At 58.2% G+C, this 17,641-nt stretch carries 14 protein-coding genes and 1 tRNA gene; 8 read left to right on the top strand and 7 right to left on the bottom strand.

From position 1 onward, the window contains the following. Positions 1–52 precede the first annotated feature (52 nt). Both BMZ63_RS11345 and BMZ63_RS11350 read left to right on the top strand, forming a co-directional pair. The gene (locus BMZ63_RS11345; protein WP_091705592.1) at positions 53–1,681 is read left to right on the top strand and encodes a methyl-accepting chemotaxis protein; all 1,629 of its coding nucleotides are present in this window, start codon (positions 53–55) and stop codon (positions 1,679–1,681) included. Between the two features lie 63 nt (positions 1,682–1,744). Next, entirely contained in the window at positions 1,745–2,983 is a 1,239-nt protein-coding gene (locus BMZ63_RS11350) for a Glu/Leu/Phe/Val family dehydrogenase (RefSeq protein WP_227663562.1), read from the top strand. Between the two features lie 61 nt (positions 2,984–3,044). On the opposite strand, the gene BMZ63_RS11355 is transcribed toward BMZ63_RS11350, so the two are convergent. The 4 genes from BMZ63_RS11355 to BMZ63_RS11370 all read right to left on the bottom strand — a co-directional run bounded on the left by BMZ63_RS11355 (position 3,045) and on the right by BMZ63_RS11370 (position 5,674). Continuing rightward, a tRNA-Ser gene (locus BMZ63_RS11355) sits at positions 3,045–3,135 on the bottom strand. A gap of 233 nt (positions 3,136–3,368) precedes the next feature. Continuing rightward, positions 3,369–3,743, bottom strand: a complete 375-nt coding sequence (locus BMZ63_RS11360; RefSeq protein ID WP_091705594.1) for a DUF7352 domain-containing protein — start codon at positions 3,741–3,743, stop codon at positions 3,369–3,371. A 134-nt stretch (positions 3,744–3,877) separates the two neighbouring features. Beyond that, positions 3,878–4,705, bottom strand: coding sequence for a CheR family methyltransferase (locus BMZ63_RS11365; RefSeq protein ID WP_091705597.1), 828 nt, complete (start codon positions 4,703–4,705; stop codon positions 3,878–3,880). Between the two features lie 39 nt (positions 4,706–4,744). Next, positions 4,745–5,674, bottom strand: a complete 930-nt coding sequence (locus BMZ63_RS11370; RefSeq protein ID WP_091705599.1) for a chemotaxis protein CheV — start codon at positions 5,672–5,674, stop codon at positions 4,745–4,747. A gap of 229 nt (positions 5,675–5,903) precedes the next feature. Between BMZ63_RS11370 and flgA the strand changes: the two genes are divergently transcribed. From flgA to BMZ63_RS11400, 6 genes are all read left to right on the top strand, one after another. After that, the gene (flgA, locus tag BMZ63_RS11375; RefSeq protein WP_244888397.1) at positions 5,904–6,578 is read left to right on the top strand and encodes a flagellar basal body P-ring formation chaperone FlgA; all 675 of its coding nucleotides are present in this window, start codon (positions 5,904–5,906) and stop codon (positions 6,576–6,578) included. Between the two features lie 130 nt (positions 6,579–6,708). Beyond that, a complete protein-coding gene (gene flgM / locus BMZ63_RS11380) occupies positions 6,709–7,035 on the top strand; it encodes a flagellar biosynthesis anti-sigma factor FlgM (protein ID WP_091705601.1) in 327 nt (108 codons plus the stop codon). A gap of 7 nt (positions 7,036–7,042) precedes the next feature. Next, a complete protein-coding gene (locus BMZ63_RS11385; protein ID WP_091705603.1) occupies positions 7,043–7,513 on the top strand; it encodes a flagella synthesis protein FlgN in 471 nt (156 codons plus the stop codon). A 93-nt stretch (positions 7,514–7,606) separates the two neighbouring features. Continuing rightward, positions 7,607–8,203: a peptidylprolyl isomerase gene (locus BMZ63_RS11390; protein WP_091705605.1), complete on the top strand. Its 597-nt coding sequence runs from the start codon at positions 7,607–7,609 to the stop codon at positions 8,201–8,203. 4 nt (positions 8,204–8,207) lie between these two features. Then, positions 8,208–10,088, top strand: coding sequence for a bifunctional tRNA (5-methylaminomethyl-2-thiouridine)(34)-methyltransferase MnmC2/FAD-dependent 5-carboxymethylaminomethyl-2-thiouridine(34) oxidoreductase MnmC1 (gene mnmC, locus BMZ63_RS11395; RefSeq protein WP_091705607.1), 1,881 nt, complete (start codon positions 8,208–8,210; stop codon positions 10,086–10,088). Positions 10,089–10,149: 61 nt separating this feature from the next. Further along, on the top strand, positions 10,150–10,800 hold the full coding sequence (locus tag BMZ63_RS11400; protein WP_091705609.1) for a CBS domain-containing protein: 651 nt from the start codon (positions 10,150–10,152) through the stop codon (positions 10,798–10,800). A gap of 14 nt (positions 10,801–10,814) precedes the next feature. On the opposite strand, the gene ligA is transcribed toward BMZ63_RS11400, so the two are convergent. The 3 genes from ligA to smc all read right to left on the bottom strand — a co-directional run bounded on the left by ligA (position 10,815) and on the right by smc (position 17,510). Further along, a complete protein-coding gene (gene ligA, locus BMZ63_RS11405; RefSeq protein ID WP_091705610.1) occupies positions 10,815–12,851 on the bottom strand; it encodes an NAD-dependent DNA ligase LigA in 2,037 nt (678 codons plus the stop codon). 31 nt (positions 12,852–12,882) lie between these two features. Then, a complete protein-coding gene (gene zipA, locus BMZ63_RS11410; RefSeq protein ID WP_091705612.1) occupies positions 12,883–13,893 on the bottom strand; it encodes a cell division protein ZipA in 1,011 nt (336 codons plus the stop codon). 122 nt (positions 13,894–14,015) lie between these two features. Further along, on the bottom strand, positions 14,016–17,510 hold the full coding sequence (smc, locus tag BMZ63_RS11415; RefSeq protein WP_091705614.1) for a chromosome segregation protein SMC: 3,495 nt from the start codon (positions 17,508–17,510) through the stop codon (positions 14,016–14,018). Positions 17,511–17,641 lie beyond the last annotated feature (131 nt).

Below are 17,641 nucleotides of genomic sequence, written 5' to 3' on the forward strand. Positions count from 1 at the left end.
ATAACGCACACCAAACCAATTACAAAAACGTTTCTAGAAAAAGGTATTCACTATGCTTTTCCAGAACATCAAGGTTCGGGTCAAGCTCGGCCTGCTGGTCGGGCTGACGGCCTTCATGCTCGTGGCCATCGCTGCTACCGCTTTGCTGGACATGCGTCACTCTCTGGAAACCGAGAGGACCGCTCAGCTCGATGCATTGCTCGATACCTCCATCGGACTGCTTCAAACCCTGCAGGAAGACGTCGAGAATGGCGAGCTGACCAGCCAGGAGGCCAGAAACGAAGCCAGGCGTATGCTGGAAAGCATGACCTACGGTAACAACGACTATTACTTCGCCCTCAATGAACGGGCGGTCATGACAGTTCATGGAGGTGACAGCCAGCAAGTCGGGCGTGATCTGAACGATTTCCGTACGGAAGATGGCCGGCCACTGTTCCAGAACATGGTTTCGTTGCTGGACAACAACCAGGCCCGCGATGAATTCAGCTACCTGTGGCCTAAAGCCGGCAGCAGCGAACCACAGCCAAAGCTGACCGTGGTCAGAAGCTTTGAACCCTGGGGCTGGGTAGTGGGTACAGGCGTGTACATGGACGATCTGAACGCTGCGTTCATGAGCGACGTTATCCGGATTGGCATTGCCACACTGGTGGCTCTCGCCATTCTGATTGGCGTCTCTCTACTGATCGGCCGTTCGATCACCTCGCCACTGGACATTGTTACCCGCGTAATGACCAAAGCGGCAGACGGTGATCTGAAAGTCCGCACCAATTTGAACAGCAAGGACGAGCTGGGCCATGTGGGCCACCGGATTGACGAGACTCTGGAAGTCTTCCATGAACTGGTGCACCAGATAGCCGCCTCCGCCACCCAGGTTTCCGGCAGTGCGGAAGACCTCGCCCGAAGCGCGGAAGAAACCAGTTCGGCACTGGACCAACAGGCTGCAGAGGCGGAACAACTGTCCACCGCAATGAACGAAATGGCCAGCAGCGTGCAGGAAGTGGCGCGCAGCGCCACCGACACCGCTTCGGCCATCGAGGCCGCCGACCGGGAAGCAGATGAAGGCAACCATGACGTAGAAGACACCGTCAACCACATTCAGGAACTGGCAAACGAGGTTCAGGAAGCGGCCCGAGTGATTCAGGACCTTGAGGGTGACACCGAGCAGATCAGCAAGGTACTCAGTGAAATCCAGGCCATTTCCGAACAGACCAACCTGCTGGCCCTGAACGCCGCCATTGAAGCCGCACGTGCCGGTGAATCCGGCCGTGGCTTTGCCGTTGTGGCCGATGAGGTGCGCCAGCTCGCCCAGCGTACCCAAGGCTCCACCGAAGAAATCCGCAACATGAACGAGCGCCTGCAGACCGCCGCCCAGCGTGCCGTTGCAGTGATGAACCAGTCCAGCGAAAAAGCGGCTGGCAGCGTGGATTCAGCCCACCATGCCGGGGAAGAGTTGCGCCGTATTGTCGAGCAGATGTCACGCATTCGCGACATGGGCATTCAGGTGGCCTCGGCAGCCGAGGAACAGGGCAACGTGTCCGAGGAAATGAGTGCCAACCTGATGCGCATAACCCAGGCGTCGGAAAGCACCGTGACGGCCGCCAATACCGTGGCCAGCAGTGGCGAGCAACTGCGGGCACTGGCCAGGGAGCTGCAAAGCCAGGTAAGCCGGTTCAGCGTTTGAACATCAGGGGGATATCGCCCACTCTGAAGGTATCCCCCACCCGGCGACAGGAGAGTGACTACCGTGTACGACTTCCTGAAGCAAAGCACGCAACTCATGGAACAGGCCGCCAGTCTTGGCGGCATTAGTCCAACCGTTCTGGAGCTGTTGTCCGGCCCTGGCCGGGTAACCAGTTTCCGGTTCCCCCTGAAAATGGACGATGGCAGCGTCAGAATTTTTCAGGCACACAGGGCCTGTCACACTGATGCACTGGGCCCTACCAGAGACGGCACCCGCATCTCCATCGATCTGGATGCCGAAGAGTGCAAGGCGCTTGCACTGGTGATGTCCATCAAGCACGCCGCCGGGCGCATTCCCGCCGGTGGCGGCAAGGGCGGCATCGCCGCCGATCCTGCCGAACTTTCCCGGAACGAACTGGAGCGCCTTTGCCGCGCCTACATAAGGCATTTGCGACCTTCCGGCCCAAACATCGATGTGCCCGGCGCTGACATTGGCACCGACATGCAATGCATGGCCTGGATGCTGGACGAGTATGAACAGATCAACGGGCACCATGCGCCGGCGGCCGTCAACGACAAGCCGGTCATACTGGGTGGAATGCCTGGAGGTTACGAGGCTACCGGGGCCGGAGTATTTGATGTGTTTCAGGCAGCCGCTGAGCAAGTTGACTTCAAACTGGAAGGTGCTCGCATTGCCATTCAGGGATTCGGACAAGTGGGTTCTGTGGCAGCGCAATCGTTCGAAAATGCCGGCTGCAAGGTTATCGCGGTAAGAGAGGCCAACAGCGGGGTTTACGCCGCTGAAGGTCTTAGTATTCAGGAGCTGCTGAACCACCGTGAGCAACACGGCAGCCTTGAGGGCTTCCCGGGGGCTGATTCGATCACCAATGAAGCCCTGTTTGCCTGTGACTGCGATGTGCTGGTACCCGCCGCCGTGCAGGGTGTGATTACCCGTGAAGTCGCAGAAACCATCAAGGCCCGGATCCTCGTTGAAGCGGCCAATGCCCCGACCACTCTCGAAGCTGACGAGTATTTGCTGAACCACGGGGTCACCATTGTACCGGACGTACTCGCCAATGCCGGTAGCGTTCACCTGTGCCAGATGGAACGCACCCAGGGTTTCTCGGATGAATACTGGAGTTCGGACACCATCGAGGCCGAGCGCCGCAAACGGCTGGTGCGCAGCTACCATGAGGCAGTCCAGTGTGCGGACCATTACGGCCTGAAATCGGTTCGTCTGGGCGCCTGGATCAATGCGCTTAAACGGTTGGAGGAGGCGATTGTGATGCGCGGGTGGTGTTGAAACCACCCGACCGGCCAGTCAATAAAAAACCCCGGTACTTTTCAGTACCGGGGTTTTGTGTTGGCGGAGAGGGAGGGATTCGAACCCTCGATACGCTATTAACGTATACACACTTTCCAGGCGTGCGCCTTCAGCCACTCGGCCACCTCTCCTAAAACTGTTCCAAATCAGCAGGCCACCGCTCATTTGAGGTGGCAAACTGTACTGATTTTCTTGCCGTTTGGCAACGGTGTAACAGCTTTATACCCGCATTTTTTTAAAAATTTTCCGGTAACGATCAAAAATCCAGCAATATTGCCGGTTGCCGTATAAAAAAGGCCCCTTCCAGGGGGCCCAAGAGCGTGATTATTGTGTGGTCATCCATCACCGTTCGGAACACGCGTGCTCAGAAAACCACTCTGGCAGCTCGCCATCCCGTTTTTTCAAGCAATCCCGAATCCAGGTGCGACGTTTCGTCGGCCTCCGGAGTTTCATGCATTTGTGCCTCGGGAACTTCGAACACGTGATAGGCTTCAGGGCCAAACGGGTCCAGGGCGGTGTCCAGGTATTCAAAACTGTCCGGCACCGGTTCGCCCGACATGGCCACCCTGAAATACCGGTCGACCAATGGCACTTCCACGTTCAGCGGCTGCTGGACCCAGAGAAACACGGCTTTTTGCGGCATCAGGTATTCGCAACGTACAACCCGGAAGCCTTCACGCAGCGTCAGTGTTGTCGGTTCCTTGCCTGCGGCAAGACGGAATTTGTGGATGGTCTTCATGGTGCTCTCCTTCGGCCATCTAGCCGAACACACCACCATCATGCCCTTCCCTGACGCTCTAAAAAATCAGTTTATTTAGATTCTACCGTTCTCTTTTCTCGATCTTCCGGGCAACATGCACCGCCAGGTCGCACCTACTTCTTCCGGTAAATAATCCCCGGATGGCACTGAACCATTTCATAGAGGTCCGACAAACCATTGAGGGACTCAGAAGCGCCAAGAATCAGATAACCACCCGGGTTAAGAGAGCCATGCAGGCGGGTAAGAATGTCTTTTTTCAGCTCCGCCGAGAAGTAGATCAATACGTTACGGCACATGACTATGTCGAACTTGCCCAGAGTGAAACGGTCGAGCAGATTCAGTTCGCGGAACTCCACCATCGATTTGATCTGGGGTTTGATCTGCCAGCCGCCGTTGGGGGAGGCATTGAAAAACTGCTTCTGACGCTCCGGAGACAGGCCCCGGCCGATGGCGATCATCTCGTACTCGCCCCGACGGGCCACATCCAGAACGCTCTTGGAAATATCCGTGGCGACAATTTTCACATCCCGTAATTTTCCGGGGCGCGCACGACGAAACTCTTCAATGACCATTGCCGTGGAATACGGCTCCTGTCCGGTAGAGCAGGCGGCAGACCAGATTCGCAGGGGCTGAGCCGATTTGCGTTCGGCAAACTCCGGCAGCAGCTTGTCCTGGAGTATGCGGAAAGGGTGGTTGTCGCGGAACCACAAGGTCTCGTTGGTGGTCATGGCGTCAATCACCACTTCCTTGAGGTTGCTCCGCCCCGGTCGCTTCAAGCGGTCAAGCAGCTCACCCAGCGAATTCAGATTATTGTCTTCAAGAATCCTGCGCAGCCGGCTTTTCACCAGATACTGCTTGTTATCTCCCAGCAAAATGCCACAGGCATCCTGCAGGAATGTCTTGAAGGCGTCGTATTCCTGGGGCGTTATTTCCGCTTTCATTGAATCTCTATTGTGAGAAGTGAATCAGAAAGCCAGGCATCATGCCTGGTCGAGAATCTCCATGACTCGCTCGGCGAGCTCATCGGCACTGAATTTTGCCATAAAGTCATTGGCGCCGACTTTTTTCACCATGGCTTGGTTGAATACGCCACTCAACGACGTATGCAACATAACGTGAACATCTCTCAGGGACTGGTTTTCGCGGATCCGTGTTACCAGTGTGTAACCATCCATTTCCGGCATTTCCACATCTGAAATCACCATGGAAAGATGATCCTCGGCTTTGGAACCATCGGCAGTAATTTCCTTGAGATAGTCCAGCGCCTGCTTGCCATCATTCCTGACAACCACTTCCAGGCCTATGGCGGTCAGGCAGCGTTCAATCTGCCGGCGCGCGACGCTGGAATCATCCACCACCAGAATTGGCAAGGTACCCTGCTCCCTTTCCGAGCCACGGGTAACAAGGTGTTCGGTAACATCTTCGCCGAGGGGAGAAACTTCTGCAAGAACCTTTTCTACGTCGATGATTTCAACCAGTTTATCGTCAATGCGGGTGACGGCTGTCAGGTACACATCCTTACCGGCACCACTGGGCGGAGGAACGATGTCTTCCCAGTTCATATTCATGATGCGTTCAACGCCGGATACCAGAAAGCCCTGGGTTTTACGATTATACTCAGTGATGATGACGAAGCTGGTGGCCAGATTTTCCTGCGGTATTGGCAATAACCCGATAGCCATGCTCAGATCAATAATCGGGATGGTCTCACCGCGAACATGAGAGACCCCCCTGACAACCTGCCGGCTGTTGGGAATGGAAGAGAGCTTGGGGCACGGCAAAACCTCACGTACCTTGAACACGTTTATGCCGTAAATCTGTCGGCCACGCAGGCGGAACATCAGCAACTCCAGCCGGTTCTGGCCGACCATCTGTGTTCGCTGGTTTACACTGTCCAATACCCCTGCCATGTCATTCTACTCCTGGCGTGCCGTGTCCGGCATTGAATTTGCAGCTTGTCTCGAAAAACGGCTATTGGTCGGCTGAAATGCCAAATAATTGGCGCTTTTACCTTTAATAGCATACAGGTTTTAACGGCAGCTTTTGCCGATACCTTAAACCATTTTTCATAAAACCCCACTTTTGGTGAAAGAATAGGACAATCTCGTGCTGATGCGAACCCTCTTTTTGGCTATAGCCATGCTATTTAGCCTTATCAGTGACCAGAGCCTTGCCGCGACCAGTGCTGAGCAGATCCAGCAGGCCACCAGGGCATTTGTCCAGGAATGGGCCGACCAGCGAGCCAAGGAAGGTCTCAAGATTGCCTTTGAAGTCGGACATATCGACAGCCGGTTGTCTCTGGCTGACTGCGACAAACCACTGGATGCCGAATTTGCAGGCAGCCCTCTCGAAACCACCCGGCCTTCGGTCCTGGTATCCTGCTCCGGCAAGCGCCCCTGGCGCATGTATGTGTCACTGTCGCTGGAGGTGCACGGCCCGGCACTGGTCGCCTCGCGCGCCCTGGCCAGGGGTGAACGGCTGAGCGAGCAACTGGTGACGACCCAGTCGGTGCAACTGAACGCCAGTCACAAGGGAGCGTTGTTCAACCCGGAAGATGTCAACGGCATGATGATGCGCAGGCCCGTTTCGGCTGGCACCATGATCACGCCGGACCTGCTCGAGGCTCCCGATGCCGTCGAGCGCGGCGATCATGTTATTATCATCGCCAGATCCAAAACATTTTCGATTCGTTCCCGCGGCAAGGCCCTCGCCAATGCCAGTGTTGGCGAGCAGGTTCTGGTAGAGAACCTGAGTTCTGCGAGAACCGTTAAAGGCACGGTCGTTGCACCCGGCCGGGTGGAAATTCCGATGTAACCATGTCCGCTGCATCGGGCGGCAATTTTTTTCCGCTTTTTGCTAAAGTCAGGCGACCCATTGCCGATACACAGACATATACCAGAAACTGCCACCCTACGATGGTGGCCACAGGCAAGCAGGTACCCTTATGTCAGTTGACTTGAATGGAATTGGCCCGGGCCAGGTCAACACCCCCAGAACAACGGCCGACAAGTCTTCAAACCAGACTAGCACGCAGGCGGCGTCTGCTGAGCAGAACAAGGCCCAGAGCCCCGCCACCCGTGGCGAGAACGTAAAGCTCAGCAATCAGGCGAAAAACCTGAACCAGCTGGAGCAAAAACTGGGAGAGTATCCGGAAATGGACGATGACCGCATTTCCCAGATTCGTGCCGCTCTGGAAGATGGCAGCTACAAAGTCGATGCGGAAAAACTGGCCCAGAAAATGCTTGATATGGATGAAAGCATTTTTGGGTGAGTAGATTATGGCCGCTATCGATGATTTGAAGCATCTCCTTTCTGAAGACGTCCGTGAGCTCGATGTGCTTGCGGACCTTCTCTCCCGGGAAAAAGACCTGCTGGGTGACGCCGACGTGCGAGCTCTTGAAGATGTTACCCGGGAGAAAAACAGCCTGCTTGAAGGCATTCGTGAACGCGCAAAACAGAAAATCCGCCTGCTCGTCAATATTGGCTACAAGCCGGACGCCGGCGCACCTTCACGCTTCATTCGGGCCTCCGGCGAAAAAGAGCTTTACCAGCTCTGGTCCACTGCAGACAGCAAATTGCGCTTTTGTCAGTCGGTCAACGAAAATAACGGCCGGATCCTCGGTCACCTGCAAAAGCGGCTGTCGCGTATCACCGACATTTTCCGCGGTGCGTCGTCCCAGCAGAAGCTTTATGGCGCCAAGGGGCAGCAGACTGGCGTCTCCAGCAGCACGGTGCTGGCCAGCGCCTGACCAGACCAGCAGCCCAGCTCCACTATTCCCCTTTCAGGGCAGGTGTCTGTTAAGATTCCTGCCCTGTTTTGTATAAAAGCGAGCATCATACCCATGAACCATCTGCGCCCTCTCTTATGTCTGGTTTCCCTGTTTCTGGCTGTCCTCCTGCTGGCCGGCCCTGCCCACGCCAATAACGACGAATTACCGCAAGTCCGGGTAGTCACCTCGGAAGGTGCCTTTGTACTTCGGCTTCGCCCGGATGTCGCACCCCAAACCGTCGACAATTTTCTGTCTTATGTAGACGACGGCTTTTATGACGACACCATCTTTCACCGGGTCATCTCCGGTTTCATGATTCAGGGTGGTGGCTTCACAGAGGATATGTCCCGCAAGCCCACCAGGGAGCCGGTCCAGAACGAGGCGACCGAGACCCTGCCCAATCTGCGCGGTACCATTGCCATGGCCCGTACACAGAACCCGGATTCGGCCACTTCCCAGTTCTTCGTCAATGTTGCGGATAATGACTTTCTCAATGCCGGCGTCCGTGGCCCCGGGTATACCGTATTTGGCAAGGTCACCGACGGCATGGGCGTGATTGACCGGATCGCAAAAGTACAAACCCGCCGCGTCCAGGGCATGGCCGACGTACCGGCGACCCCGGTCATCATCGAATCCGTGCGTCGGCTTGAGCAGAAAAACGACGACTGAGACCATGACACAGAGCCTGAAGCCGCCGGCCATGGAGCCGGCAGGACTGGTCTGGCGCGATGGCGTGCCCGCATCCACCCGTTTTGGCGACGTCTATTTCAGCCGGGAAAATGGCCTGGCTGAAACCCGCTACGTCTTTATTCAACACAACCACCTGCCTCAACGTTTCGCCCAGCTCCGGGCCGGACAATCATTTGTAATTGCCGAAACCGGCTTTGGTACCGGCCTGAATTTTCTCGCGGCCTGGTCCGAATGGCTGGCCACCCGCCCGGCTGGTGATACCGGCACCCTGCATTTCATCTCGGTTGAACGTTATCCGCTGGCCCGCCCCGAACTGGAACAGGCGCTGGCACTATGGCCGGAGCTGTCCGAATCGGCCCGTGAACTGGCAGACAATTACCCACCACTGATTCAGGGCACCCATCGCCTGGTCCTCGCCGGCGGCCGGGTTCGACTGACGCTGTATTTCGGCGATGTACTGGAAGCCTGGCAGGATCTGGATTTCACGGCGGACGCCTGGTTTCTTGATGGCTTCGCGCCCTCACTGAACCCGGAAATGTGGCTGGAAAACGCCATCGCGCAAATTCACCGGCACAGCCAGCCCGGCACAACCCTGGCTACCTTTACCGCCGTCGGCCGAATACGCCGCGCTCTCGCTGAAGCGGGCTTTGACATGCGCAAAGTCCCCGGGTTTGGCCGCAAACGAGATATGCTGGCTGGCCAGCTCACGGATAAGGACGCCAGGCAGAGCAATCAGCCCGATGGCCCGGTTGCCATCATTGGCGCGGGTATCGCCGGCACCGCCCTGGCCCGCAACCTGGCGGAACGGGGGCGGCCGGTCATCCTGATTGATCAGGCCGAACAGCCGGGCCAGGCGGCCTCCGGCAACCCCCAGGGGGCTTTGTACGTCAAGCTTGGGGTGGAATACAACGCGCAAACCCAGCTGGCCGCCACGGCCCTTGCCTTCAGCCAGCGCTTTTATCGACGCTGGCAGAACCAGTTCTGGCACCCGACCGGACTGCTTCAAGTCGCGGGTACCGAGCAGGAAGCGGACCGCCAGCGCCGGTTCCTCGCCCGCAATCAATACCCTGAAACCTTCTTGCAACCGGTCAGTCCACTGCAGGCGTCGGAGCTCGCGGGCGTCGATGTTCCCCACAGTGGTTTGTGGTTCCCGGGCTCCGGATGGCTTGAACCGGCAAAAGCCTGCGCTGCCTTGGCAGATCACCCGCTCATCCAGAAACGCTTCGGCTTCGAGGTTCAGGCCATACGTACAGAAGGGCAGGAATGGCAACTGTCGGATGGTAATGGCGAACGGATAACCGTTAGCCAGTTGGTGGTCGCTGCCGGGCACCAGACTTCCGCGATATTGACGGGGACCGGCGAATTACGCCTGAAACCCATTCGAGGCCAGATATCCTGTCTGCCGGAAAGCGACTTCAACCTGCCACAAACGGTGGTCTGTGGTACCAAGTACCTGAATCCCGCACTCAACGGCATGGCGGTAACCGGTGCCACCTTTGACTTGCGGGACAGCAACCCGGAACTGTCACAAGAGAGTCACCAGGCCAATCTTGATGGCCTCGAGGAATTGCTCCCCTCGATCCGAAGAGCCGCCACAACGCCGGTTTCAGACCTGCAGGGGCGCGTCGGTTTCCGGTGCACCACCCACGATTACCAACCGGCCGCAGGCCCACTGACACCCCTCGAGTCATCAGCCCCCAGCACCGGCAATCACCTGTACCTGTTCACCGGACTGGGCAGTAAAGGCCTAGCCTGGGCGCCGTTACTTGCCGAATTCCTGGCCGATTGCCTGACGTACCAGCCCCGGTGCCTGCCACTTCCCCTTATCCGTCGGGTGGCACCGGAACGCCTTTACCGTAAGTAACTTGCCACCGACCGGTAAACTGAGGTATCAAGAGTGAGGTTTGGTGATTCGGGGGGAAGGAATGTCTATTTACGTCAGTGAACCTGGACGGCCACTGGGTACGCGACTGCCGGCGGTATTCCGTAACCGGCCGGTGGGCGATGTCACCGAAATGGCTGAGTCGGCCGCTATTTCCACCGACCACAGTGAAGCCACCGATGCCGAATTTCAGCAGGCAGCCCATAGCGGTGGCGGAAACAGCCGGCGCCGGCAACAGGCCCTGCAGGAATACGGCACCGCAGCCGGCGGTGAGAGTCTCGAGCAGCGGGCTTACCTCCCCGTTTCTGAAATCTGCTCACCGGCCGCCTATTCCGTACCAGCCAGTGTCTCGGTCTCTGAAGCCATCACCCACATGGAAAACAACGGGGTCCACCACCTGGTGGTGCTGGCAGACGACAATGTTGCCGGCCTGATAGATCTGCGCTGGCTGCTCACCTGGCTGCACGAACACACCTCGGAAGCCATCCACAAAAGCCTTACCAACATTGAATTACCGGCTTTTCTCACCGCCTCACCGGAAACCGACGCCCATCAGCTGGCCCGCCTGATGCTGGCGCACCACCTGAACGCGGCGCTGGTTGTCGATGCCCAGGGCAAACCCGAGGGCATTGTCACCAGCACGGATTACCTGAAGCTCTACGCCAATGTCAGCCGTCAGGAGGGCGAGGTCTGAGCCACCCCTTCCAGTCAATCCGTCAGACCGTGCTCTGCCAGAAGCGCCTGTAATCCAGCTTCATCCAGCACTGGCACGCCCAGTTGCTCGGCTTTTTCCAGCTTGGAGCCGGCCGCCTCACCGGCGACCACACACGCCGTTTTTTTGGACACGCTACCGGCCACCTTGGCCCCGAGACTTTCCAGCTTTTCCTTTGCCTGCCCACGGGTCATGCCAGACAGGGTACCGGTCAGCACCCAGGTTTCCCCTTTCAACGGCAAATCCGCGGCGCGGGTCACGCGCTCTTGTTGCCAGTGAACGCCAGCGTCTTTGAGTGACTCGAGCGTCTCCCGGTTGTGGGACTGTTCGAAAAAACTGCGAATATGGCCGGCGACAATGGGCCCGACATCCGGCACTTCCTGAAGTTGTTCTTCGGATGCCCCGGCAATCGCCTCCAGAGTGCCGAAGTTCGAAGCCAGGGCCTTCGCTGTCGCCTCACCAACCTCACGAATACCCAGGGCGTAGAGAAAGCGCCACAGCACCGGATTGCGGGAACGATCAATAGCGGCGATCAGGTTGGCCGCCGATTTGTCGCCCATCCGCTCCAACGTGGAAAGCTGGAAGCGGGTCAGTCGATAGATATCGGCGACAGTGTTAACCATGCCCTCTTCCACCAGCGCATCAATCAGCTTGTCGCCCAGACCTTCGATGTCCATGGCCTTGCGAGAGGCGTAATGACGAATGGCCTCCTTGCGCTGGGCCGGGCAGTACAGGCCGCCTGAGCAACGGGCCACCGCTTCGCCGTCAATCTGGACAATGTCTGAACCGCACACCGGACAGTGCTCCGGCAGGGTCACTTCCCGGGCATCATCCGGGCGTTCTTCCAGAACCACCTTCACAACTTTCGGAATGACATCGCCGGCACGGCGGATAAACACGGTATCACCGATGCGGGCATCCAGCCGCTTGATCTCATCCATGTTGTGCAGCGTGGCATTGCTGACCGTCACACCGCCGACAAACACCGGCTTGAGGCGCGCCACCGGAGTCACGGCACCGGTGCGGCCTACCTGGAACTCCACGTCTTCAATGGTGGTGGTCTCTTCCTGGGCGGGAAATTTGCGGGCAATGGCCCAACGCGGAGCCCGGGAGACAAATCCCAATTGTTGCTGCAGATCCAGGCGATTGACTTTGAACACAATGCCGTCAATCTCGTACGGCAAGCTGTCCCGCTTGGCCATCAGGTCCTCGTAGGCCTGATGACACGCCTCGACGCCCCTGGCCTTGCGCATCTCCGGGTTCAGGCGGAACCCCCAATCACGCACCAGCTGCAGGCTGTCCCAGTGGGTGTCCGGCAGTATGCTTTCATCAGTTACCGCCAGACTGTAGGCACAGAACTCCAGCGGGCGCCTGGCGGTGACCGTGGATTTTTTCTGCCGCAGGCTGCCTGCGGCAGCATTGCGCGGATTGACAAAAGTCTTTTCGCCCTGCTCGGCCAGCTTTGCATTAAGACGCTCAAAGCCGGCCCGGGGCATGTAGACTTCTCCGCGCACTTCGACCTCCCCGGGGTAGTCCTTACCTCGCAAGGTCAGCGGTACAGACGGAATCGTGCGGATATTGGCGGTGATATCTTCGCCGGTATAGCCATCGCCCCGGGTGGCGGCCTGAACCAGCTTTCCGCCCAGGTAATGCAGGCTCACCGCCAGGCCGTCGAGCTTGGGCTCACAGACATATTCAACAGCGTCATCCACGCCCAGTCTGTCGCGGATGCGGCGATCGAAATCTTCCAGTTCTTCGCCACTGAATGCGTTGTCCAGCGACAGCATGGGGATCCGGTGCACCACTTCGGAAAAGCTGGTGTCGGTGGCGCTACCAACGCGGCGGGTGGGTGAATCATCGCTGGCCAGCTCCGGATATTCGGTTTCCAGGTTCTGCAGCTCCCGGAAAAGCCGGTCATACTCCGCGTCCGGAATTTTCGGATCATCCAGCACGTAGTAGCGATAGTTATGATCTTCGAGTTCGGCGCGCAGCTTGGCCACGCGCGCCTGGACTGTGTCAGGGGCCTTGGTCATCAGGTCAGTGTTCCTGGGCTGAGACGATCGATCAGGTACGGGGGAAGCGCTGCTTGCGCTCAAACTCCCGGATGCGCTGGCGGCAATGTTCAACGGTTTGCGGCGTCATCACGCTGCGGCGTTCGTCTTTCAGCTCGCCGCCCATGTTGCGCACCACACACTGGGCCGTTTCAAACATGAAATCAAAGGCCTGCATCGCATTGGACGGACCCGGCAGGCTCATGAAGAAACTGATGCCCGGGGTTGTCAGGTTGGCGGTTTCATCCGGCCGGAAGGTGCCCGGCTCTACTGCACTGGCCACGCTGAATTGCACCGGGGTGGTGGTATCCGTGCCTTCGTGGCGGTGATAGATGTCCATGTCACCATATTCAAGGCCACAGGCTTCGAACAGTTTGGTCAGCGCTTCGCCGTGAAATTGCGCGCCGGGCTCCGCCAGCACATTAATCACGATGACTTCCTTGGCTTCCGGTCGATTGGCACCGGCGGGCGGGTCGCTCTTGGCCGGCCGGGCCGGCTGAGGTTCGGCTGCCGGTTCAGAAAACGGTTCCGGCTCGGGCCGGGAAGGCTTTTCCGGCTTGGGCTCGGCTTTGCGGGCCGGTTTGTCAGGACCGGATTTCGGTTTCGGACGGGCTTTCCGGGCATTACGCCGGGCGGTGTCACGCTCAACGTCGGTCACCACCGGAGGCTCCTGTTCCCCGGCGTTCTGGCCGGCCCCGGCCGGTTTCACCACCCGGGGCTGACCAACAATTCCCTCGGCGGTATCGTCAGTGGCGCTCCAGCCGGTTTCCGGTGTTACCTCGTCGTCGGAACTGCTCAGGTCGTCCGGCTTTCTGGCACCGCCACCCACCGGGCGCGCGCCGCCGTTGGGAAGCTCGGGGTTGTAGCCATCTTCCAGGGGAGATTCGGAAAGGTCATCCGCCCCCATGCTTGAGGAAATCGCCATTGATTCCTTGCGGGCGCGGTGCATGCGCCGCAGACCGTCAAGCACGACTCCGATGATGATCAGGGCGCCAATGGCAATCAACCACTCCCTTAAAGACATAATACGGCTGTCCTGTTTTCAGTTCTTAACATGAGGTTTTGTGGTGCCCTATTCTACTACAACCAACGCGCAGCGGGCCCAGATGGCGTTATTGTCATGGTTACGTGAGTTTCAATCAATCATCACGCTTCGGCCAGCGCGGCTGCCTCATCGACATCCACCGACACCAGACGCGAACATCCGGGTTCATGCATGGTGACACCCATCAACTGATCAGCATTTTCCATGGCAATCTTGTTATGGGTAATGTAGATGAACTGCACCTGTTTGGACATTTCCTTGACCATGTTGGCGTAGCGCCCCACGTTGGCGTCATCCAGCGGCGCGTCGACCTCGTCGAGCATGCAGAATGGCGCCGGGTTCAGCTGAAAGATGGAAAACACCAGGGCGATGGCGGTCAGTGCTTTTTCACCACCCGAGAGCAGGTGAATGGTGGTATTTTTCTTGCCCGGTGGCCGGGCCATGATGGCAACGCCGGTTTCCAGCAGATCCTCGCCGGTCAGCTCAAGACTGGCATTGCCGCCGCCAAACACCTTGGGAAATAGCGCCTGCAAACCGTGATTGACCTTGTCGAAGGTCTCTTTGAAGCGCTGCCGGGTTTCCCGGTCAATCCGGCGCATGGCGTTATCGAGCGTTTCCAGGGCTTCGATCAGATCGTCGTTCTGTTCATCCAGGTAGCGTTTGCGCTCGCTCTGTACTTGATATTCTTCAATCGCCGCTAGGTTGATGGCCCCCAGACGCTGGATCCGGTTGCCGATTTTCTCCAACTCTTCCGCCCAGTCTTTCTCATTGGCGCCTTCGGGTAGCCGGTCGAGCACATCCCGCAGGGACACGTCCAATTCCCGCAATTGTTCAAGCTGATTGCCGGAACGAATCTCAAGCGCCTGCGATTCCATCTTCAGGGTCTCCAGCGTTTCCCGGACAGTCTGGGCCTCCTGGTCGGTGCGATGGCGGCGCTGTTCCCGCTCTCGCACTTCCCGGTCAATGTCTTCAAGGGCATCCCGGGCGGCGCTGAGCTTTTCTTCCTCGGCAAACCGCCGGTCCAGAAGGCCTTCAAGCTGCATTTGCAGGTCTTCCACCGGCTCTTCCGCGCTTTCACGGGCTTCACGCAGGACCTCCAGCCGTTCGTCAAGCCGGCCTTTCTGCAGCCGCATGCGTTCGATGGTCTGTTTCAGGCCGTCTCGCTGGCTTTGCAGGGTTTGCAGCTGTAGCTGTAGCTGGTGGGCATGGTCACGATCATGCCGGGCCTGCTGGCGAAGACGGTCGAGGTTTTCGCGCAGGCTGTCACGCTGTTCCAGCAGCCGCTCTTTCTCTTCGTCATGGTCTTCGCTGGCAGCCAGGGCGGCATCCCAATCCTCCCGGGCCAACTCCAGATTTTCCTGCTGTTCTTCCAGCTCCGCCGACACGTCGTCAATGTCTTCAACGATATTGGCCAGGCGCGCGTCAATCTGTTCGGTTCTGGCCCTAAGGCCACTGATTTGAGAGGCAAGGGCACTCAATTCGCGGTCCGTTTGCTGTTGCTGCCCTTGCGCCTGGCTGCGCTCGAGCTCGGTACGCTCTTCCTGTTCGCGCCGGTGCTCCAGCACTTCACGGGCCTGCTCCAGGGCCGCCTGAGCCTGCGCCAGCTCGGCTTCAAGCCCGGTCACCTTTTTCTGGCGCTCAATCACCCCGGTCTGGGCCGCGTCGGAATCCGGCATCAGAACCCAGCCAGACGCCAGCCAGACGCCATCGGGGGTGATTACACTCTCACCTGGCTGCAACTGATCGCGCCGCGCCATGGCCTCGGCCATGGAGGGCGCCACATCAATGCCCGCCAGCATGCCGGCCAATGCCGGCAAACCGGACACTTTTGCAGCCAGGCCATGATGACCGCCAGTAACCAGGCTATCGCCCGCCAGCACTGCCAGGCCTTTCGGAGCGGATTCAAGCGCACGACTGAACGAATCCAGCCCGGGCACCACCACACCCTGTGCAAACCGACCCAGCACCTGTTCAACGGCAAATTCCCAGCCGTTTTCAATCGTCAACTGCGAAGCTATCCGGGGCGCTGTATCCAGCCCCTGCTCCGCCAGCCATTGTTGCAAGGCGTCATTCTGACTACCCAGTTGCTCTGCCAGCAGCGCGGACTGGGACTCCAGCGTCGCTTTTAGTGTTTGAACGGATTGCTGGCACTCCGCAGCCTGCTGTTCTGCTTCGCGGGTTGCCTGTCTGGCCTCGTTGGCTTGCGCCTGCCACTGGGCAATGCGCTCGGCCATCTCCTCGCTCTGCCGGGTCAGGGTCTGGTGCTGATCCGTCAGTTGTTCCAGCTCGTCTCGGTCTATCTGGCTGTTGAGCTGTTGTTGCTCATCCTGCAACTTCTGACTTCGATTTTTCAGTTGATCGATGGCCTGTTCCAGCGAACGAATACGGGATTGTGCGAGTTCCGCCTGACGCCGGGCATCTGAGGAGCGGGCACTGAAAGCTTCCCATTGCTGCTGCCAGTCAGCCATGGCGTCTTCGGCCCGCTGGAGCTGCTCGCCGGATTCCTCGGTACGCAGAGACAAGGCTTCCTGTTCCGGTTCCAGCATGGCCAGCTCTTCTTCAAGGCCTGCCAGACGCTGCTCATCCTGGGACAGTTCGCTGTCGATTTCCCGCTGGTTGGCCATGGCCTGGTCCAATTCAGCGGCGGTCTGACGGCTGCGCTCACGCTGGTGCTCGATGCTTTGTTCAATCCGGGCAATGTCGGCTCCAGCCTCGTAATAGCGGGCCTGGGCGCGATTAAAGTGTTCGTTGCGCTGCTGATGGTCATCACGCAACGATTCCAGCGAGGTTTCCAGACTGAGCCTTTCGGTCAACAGCTTTTCCAGCTCCAGCTCGGTGTCACGGATCTTGCTGCGCCAGCTATGCAGGTCGTTGTCCAGTGATTGCCAGCGCAAGACCGTGAGCTCGGCTTTTTTCTGCCGCTCTTCCTGCTTTAGGGCTTTGTATTTCTCAGCGGCAGCGGCCTGTTTTTCAAGGTGTTGCAGTTGGCGTTCCAGCTCCTCACGCAGGTCTGTCAGGCGCTCGAGGTTTTCCTGGGTGCGCCGGATCCGGTTTTCCGTCTCCCGTCGACGTTCCTTATATTTGGAAATGCCGGCCGCCTCTTCGATATAGATGCGCAGCTCTTCGGGTTTGGCCTCGATCAACCGGGAAATCATGCCCTGTTCGATGATTGCGTAGCTGCGCGGCCCCAGGCCCGTGCCCAGGAACAGGTCGGTGATGTCCCGGCGCCGGCACTTGGCACCGTTCATGAAATAAGCCGATTGTCCTTCCCGGGAGACCCGCCGCTTGACGGAAATCTCATTAAAACTGGCGAACTCACCGGGAGCGGAACCATCGGAATTATCAAACACCAGCTCAATGGAGGCCTGACCCACGGGCTTGCGGGCGGTGGACCCATTGAAAATAACATCGGACATGGACTCGCCACGCAGATATTTGGCGGAGCTCTCCCCCATGACCCAGCGCACGGCATCAATGATGTTGGACTTGCCGCAACCATTGGGACCGACCACGGCGGTCATATTGGACGGAAAAGGCACGGTTGTGGGGTCAACAAAGGATTTGAAACCGGCCAGTTTGATCGATTTAAGCCGCATGTCAGGCGCTTTCCTCCGATCTGTTCATTCCTTTGCACCCTGTCTGACGGATTCTTGTTTAGCGCGAGAGTTTACCACAGCCTTGGCCGGCAAAAACCTGCCGAAAAAATGACGCCTAAAGTGTCACACTT

It is taken from the genome of Marinobacter persicus (assembly GCF_900114155.1).
GTDB lineage: Bacteria > Pseudomonadota > Gammaproteobacteria > Pseudomonadales > Oleiphilaceae > Marinobacter > Marinobacter persicus.

Coding starts and splice junctions, on each gene's coding strand:
- BMZ63_RS11365 (WP_091705597.1), bottom strand. CDS start 4,705: ATGAAAGCGGAAATAACGCCCCAGGAATACGACGCCTTCAAGACATTC.
- BMZ63_RS11360 (WP_091705594.1), bottom strand. CDS start 3,743: ATGAAGACCATCCACAAATTCCGTCTTGCCGCAGGCAAGGAACCGACA.
- smc (WP_091705614.1), bottom strand. CDS start 17,510: ATGCGGCTTAAATCGATCAAACTGGCCGGTTTCAAATCCTTTGTTGAC.
- zipA (WP_091705612.1), bottom strand. CDS start 13,893: ATGTCTTTAAGGGAGTGGTTGATTGCCATTGGCGCCCTGATCATCATC.
- BMZ63_RS11345 (WP_091705592.1), top strand. CDS start 53: ATGCTTTTCCAGAACATCAAGGTTCGGGTCAAGCTCGGCCTGCTGGTC.
- BMZ63_RS11370 (WP_091705599.1), bottom strand. CDS start 5,674: ATGGCAGGGGTATTGGACAGTGTAAACCAGCGAACACAGATGGTCGGC.
- ligA (WP_091705610.1), bottom strand. CDS start 12,851: ATGACCAAGGCCCCTGACACAGTCCAGGCGCGCGTGGCCAAGCTGCGC.
- BMZ63_RS11390 (WP_091705605.1), top strand. CDS start 7,607: ATGAACCATCTGCGCCCTCTCTTATGTCTGGTTTCCCTGTTTCTGGCT.
- flgM (WP_091705601.1), top strand. CDS start 6,709: ATGTCAGTTGACTTGAATGGAATTGGCCCGGGCCAGGTCAACACCCCC.
- mnmC (WP_091705607.1), top strand. CDS start 8,208: ATGACACAGAGCCTGAAGCCGCCGGCCATGGAGCCGGCAGGACTGGTC.
- BMZ63_RS11385 (WP_091705603.1), top strand. CDS start 7,043: ATGGCCGCTATCGATGATTTGAAGCATCTCCTTTCTGAAGACGTCCGT.
- flgA (WP_244888397.1), top strand. CDS start 5,904: ATGCTATTTAGCCTTATCAGTGACCAGAGCCTTGCCGCGACCAGTGCT.
- BMZ63_RS11400 (WP_091705609.1), top strand. CDS start 10,150: ATGTCTATTTACGTCAGTGAACCTGGACGGCCACTGGGTACGCGACTG.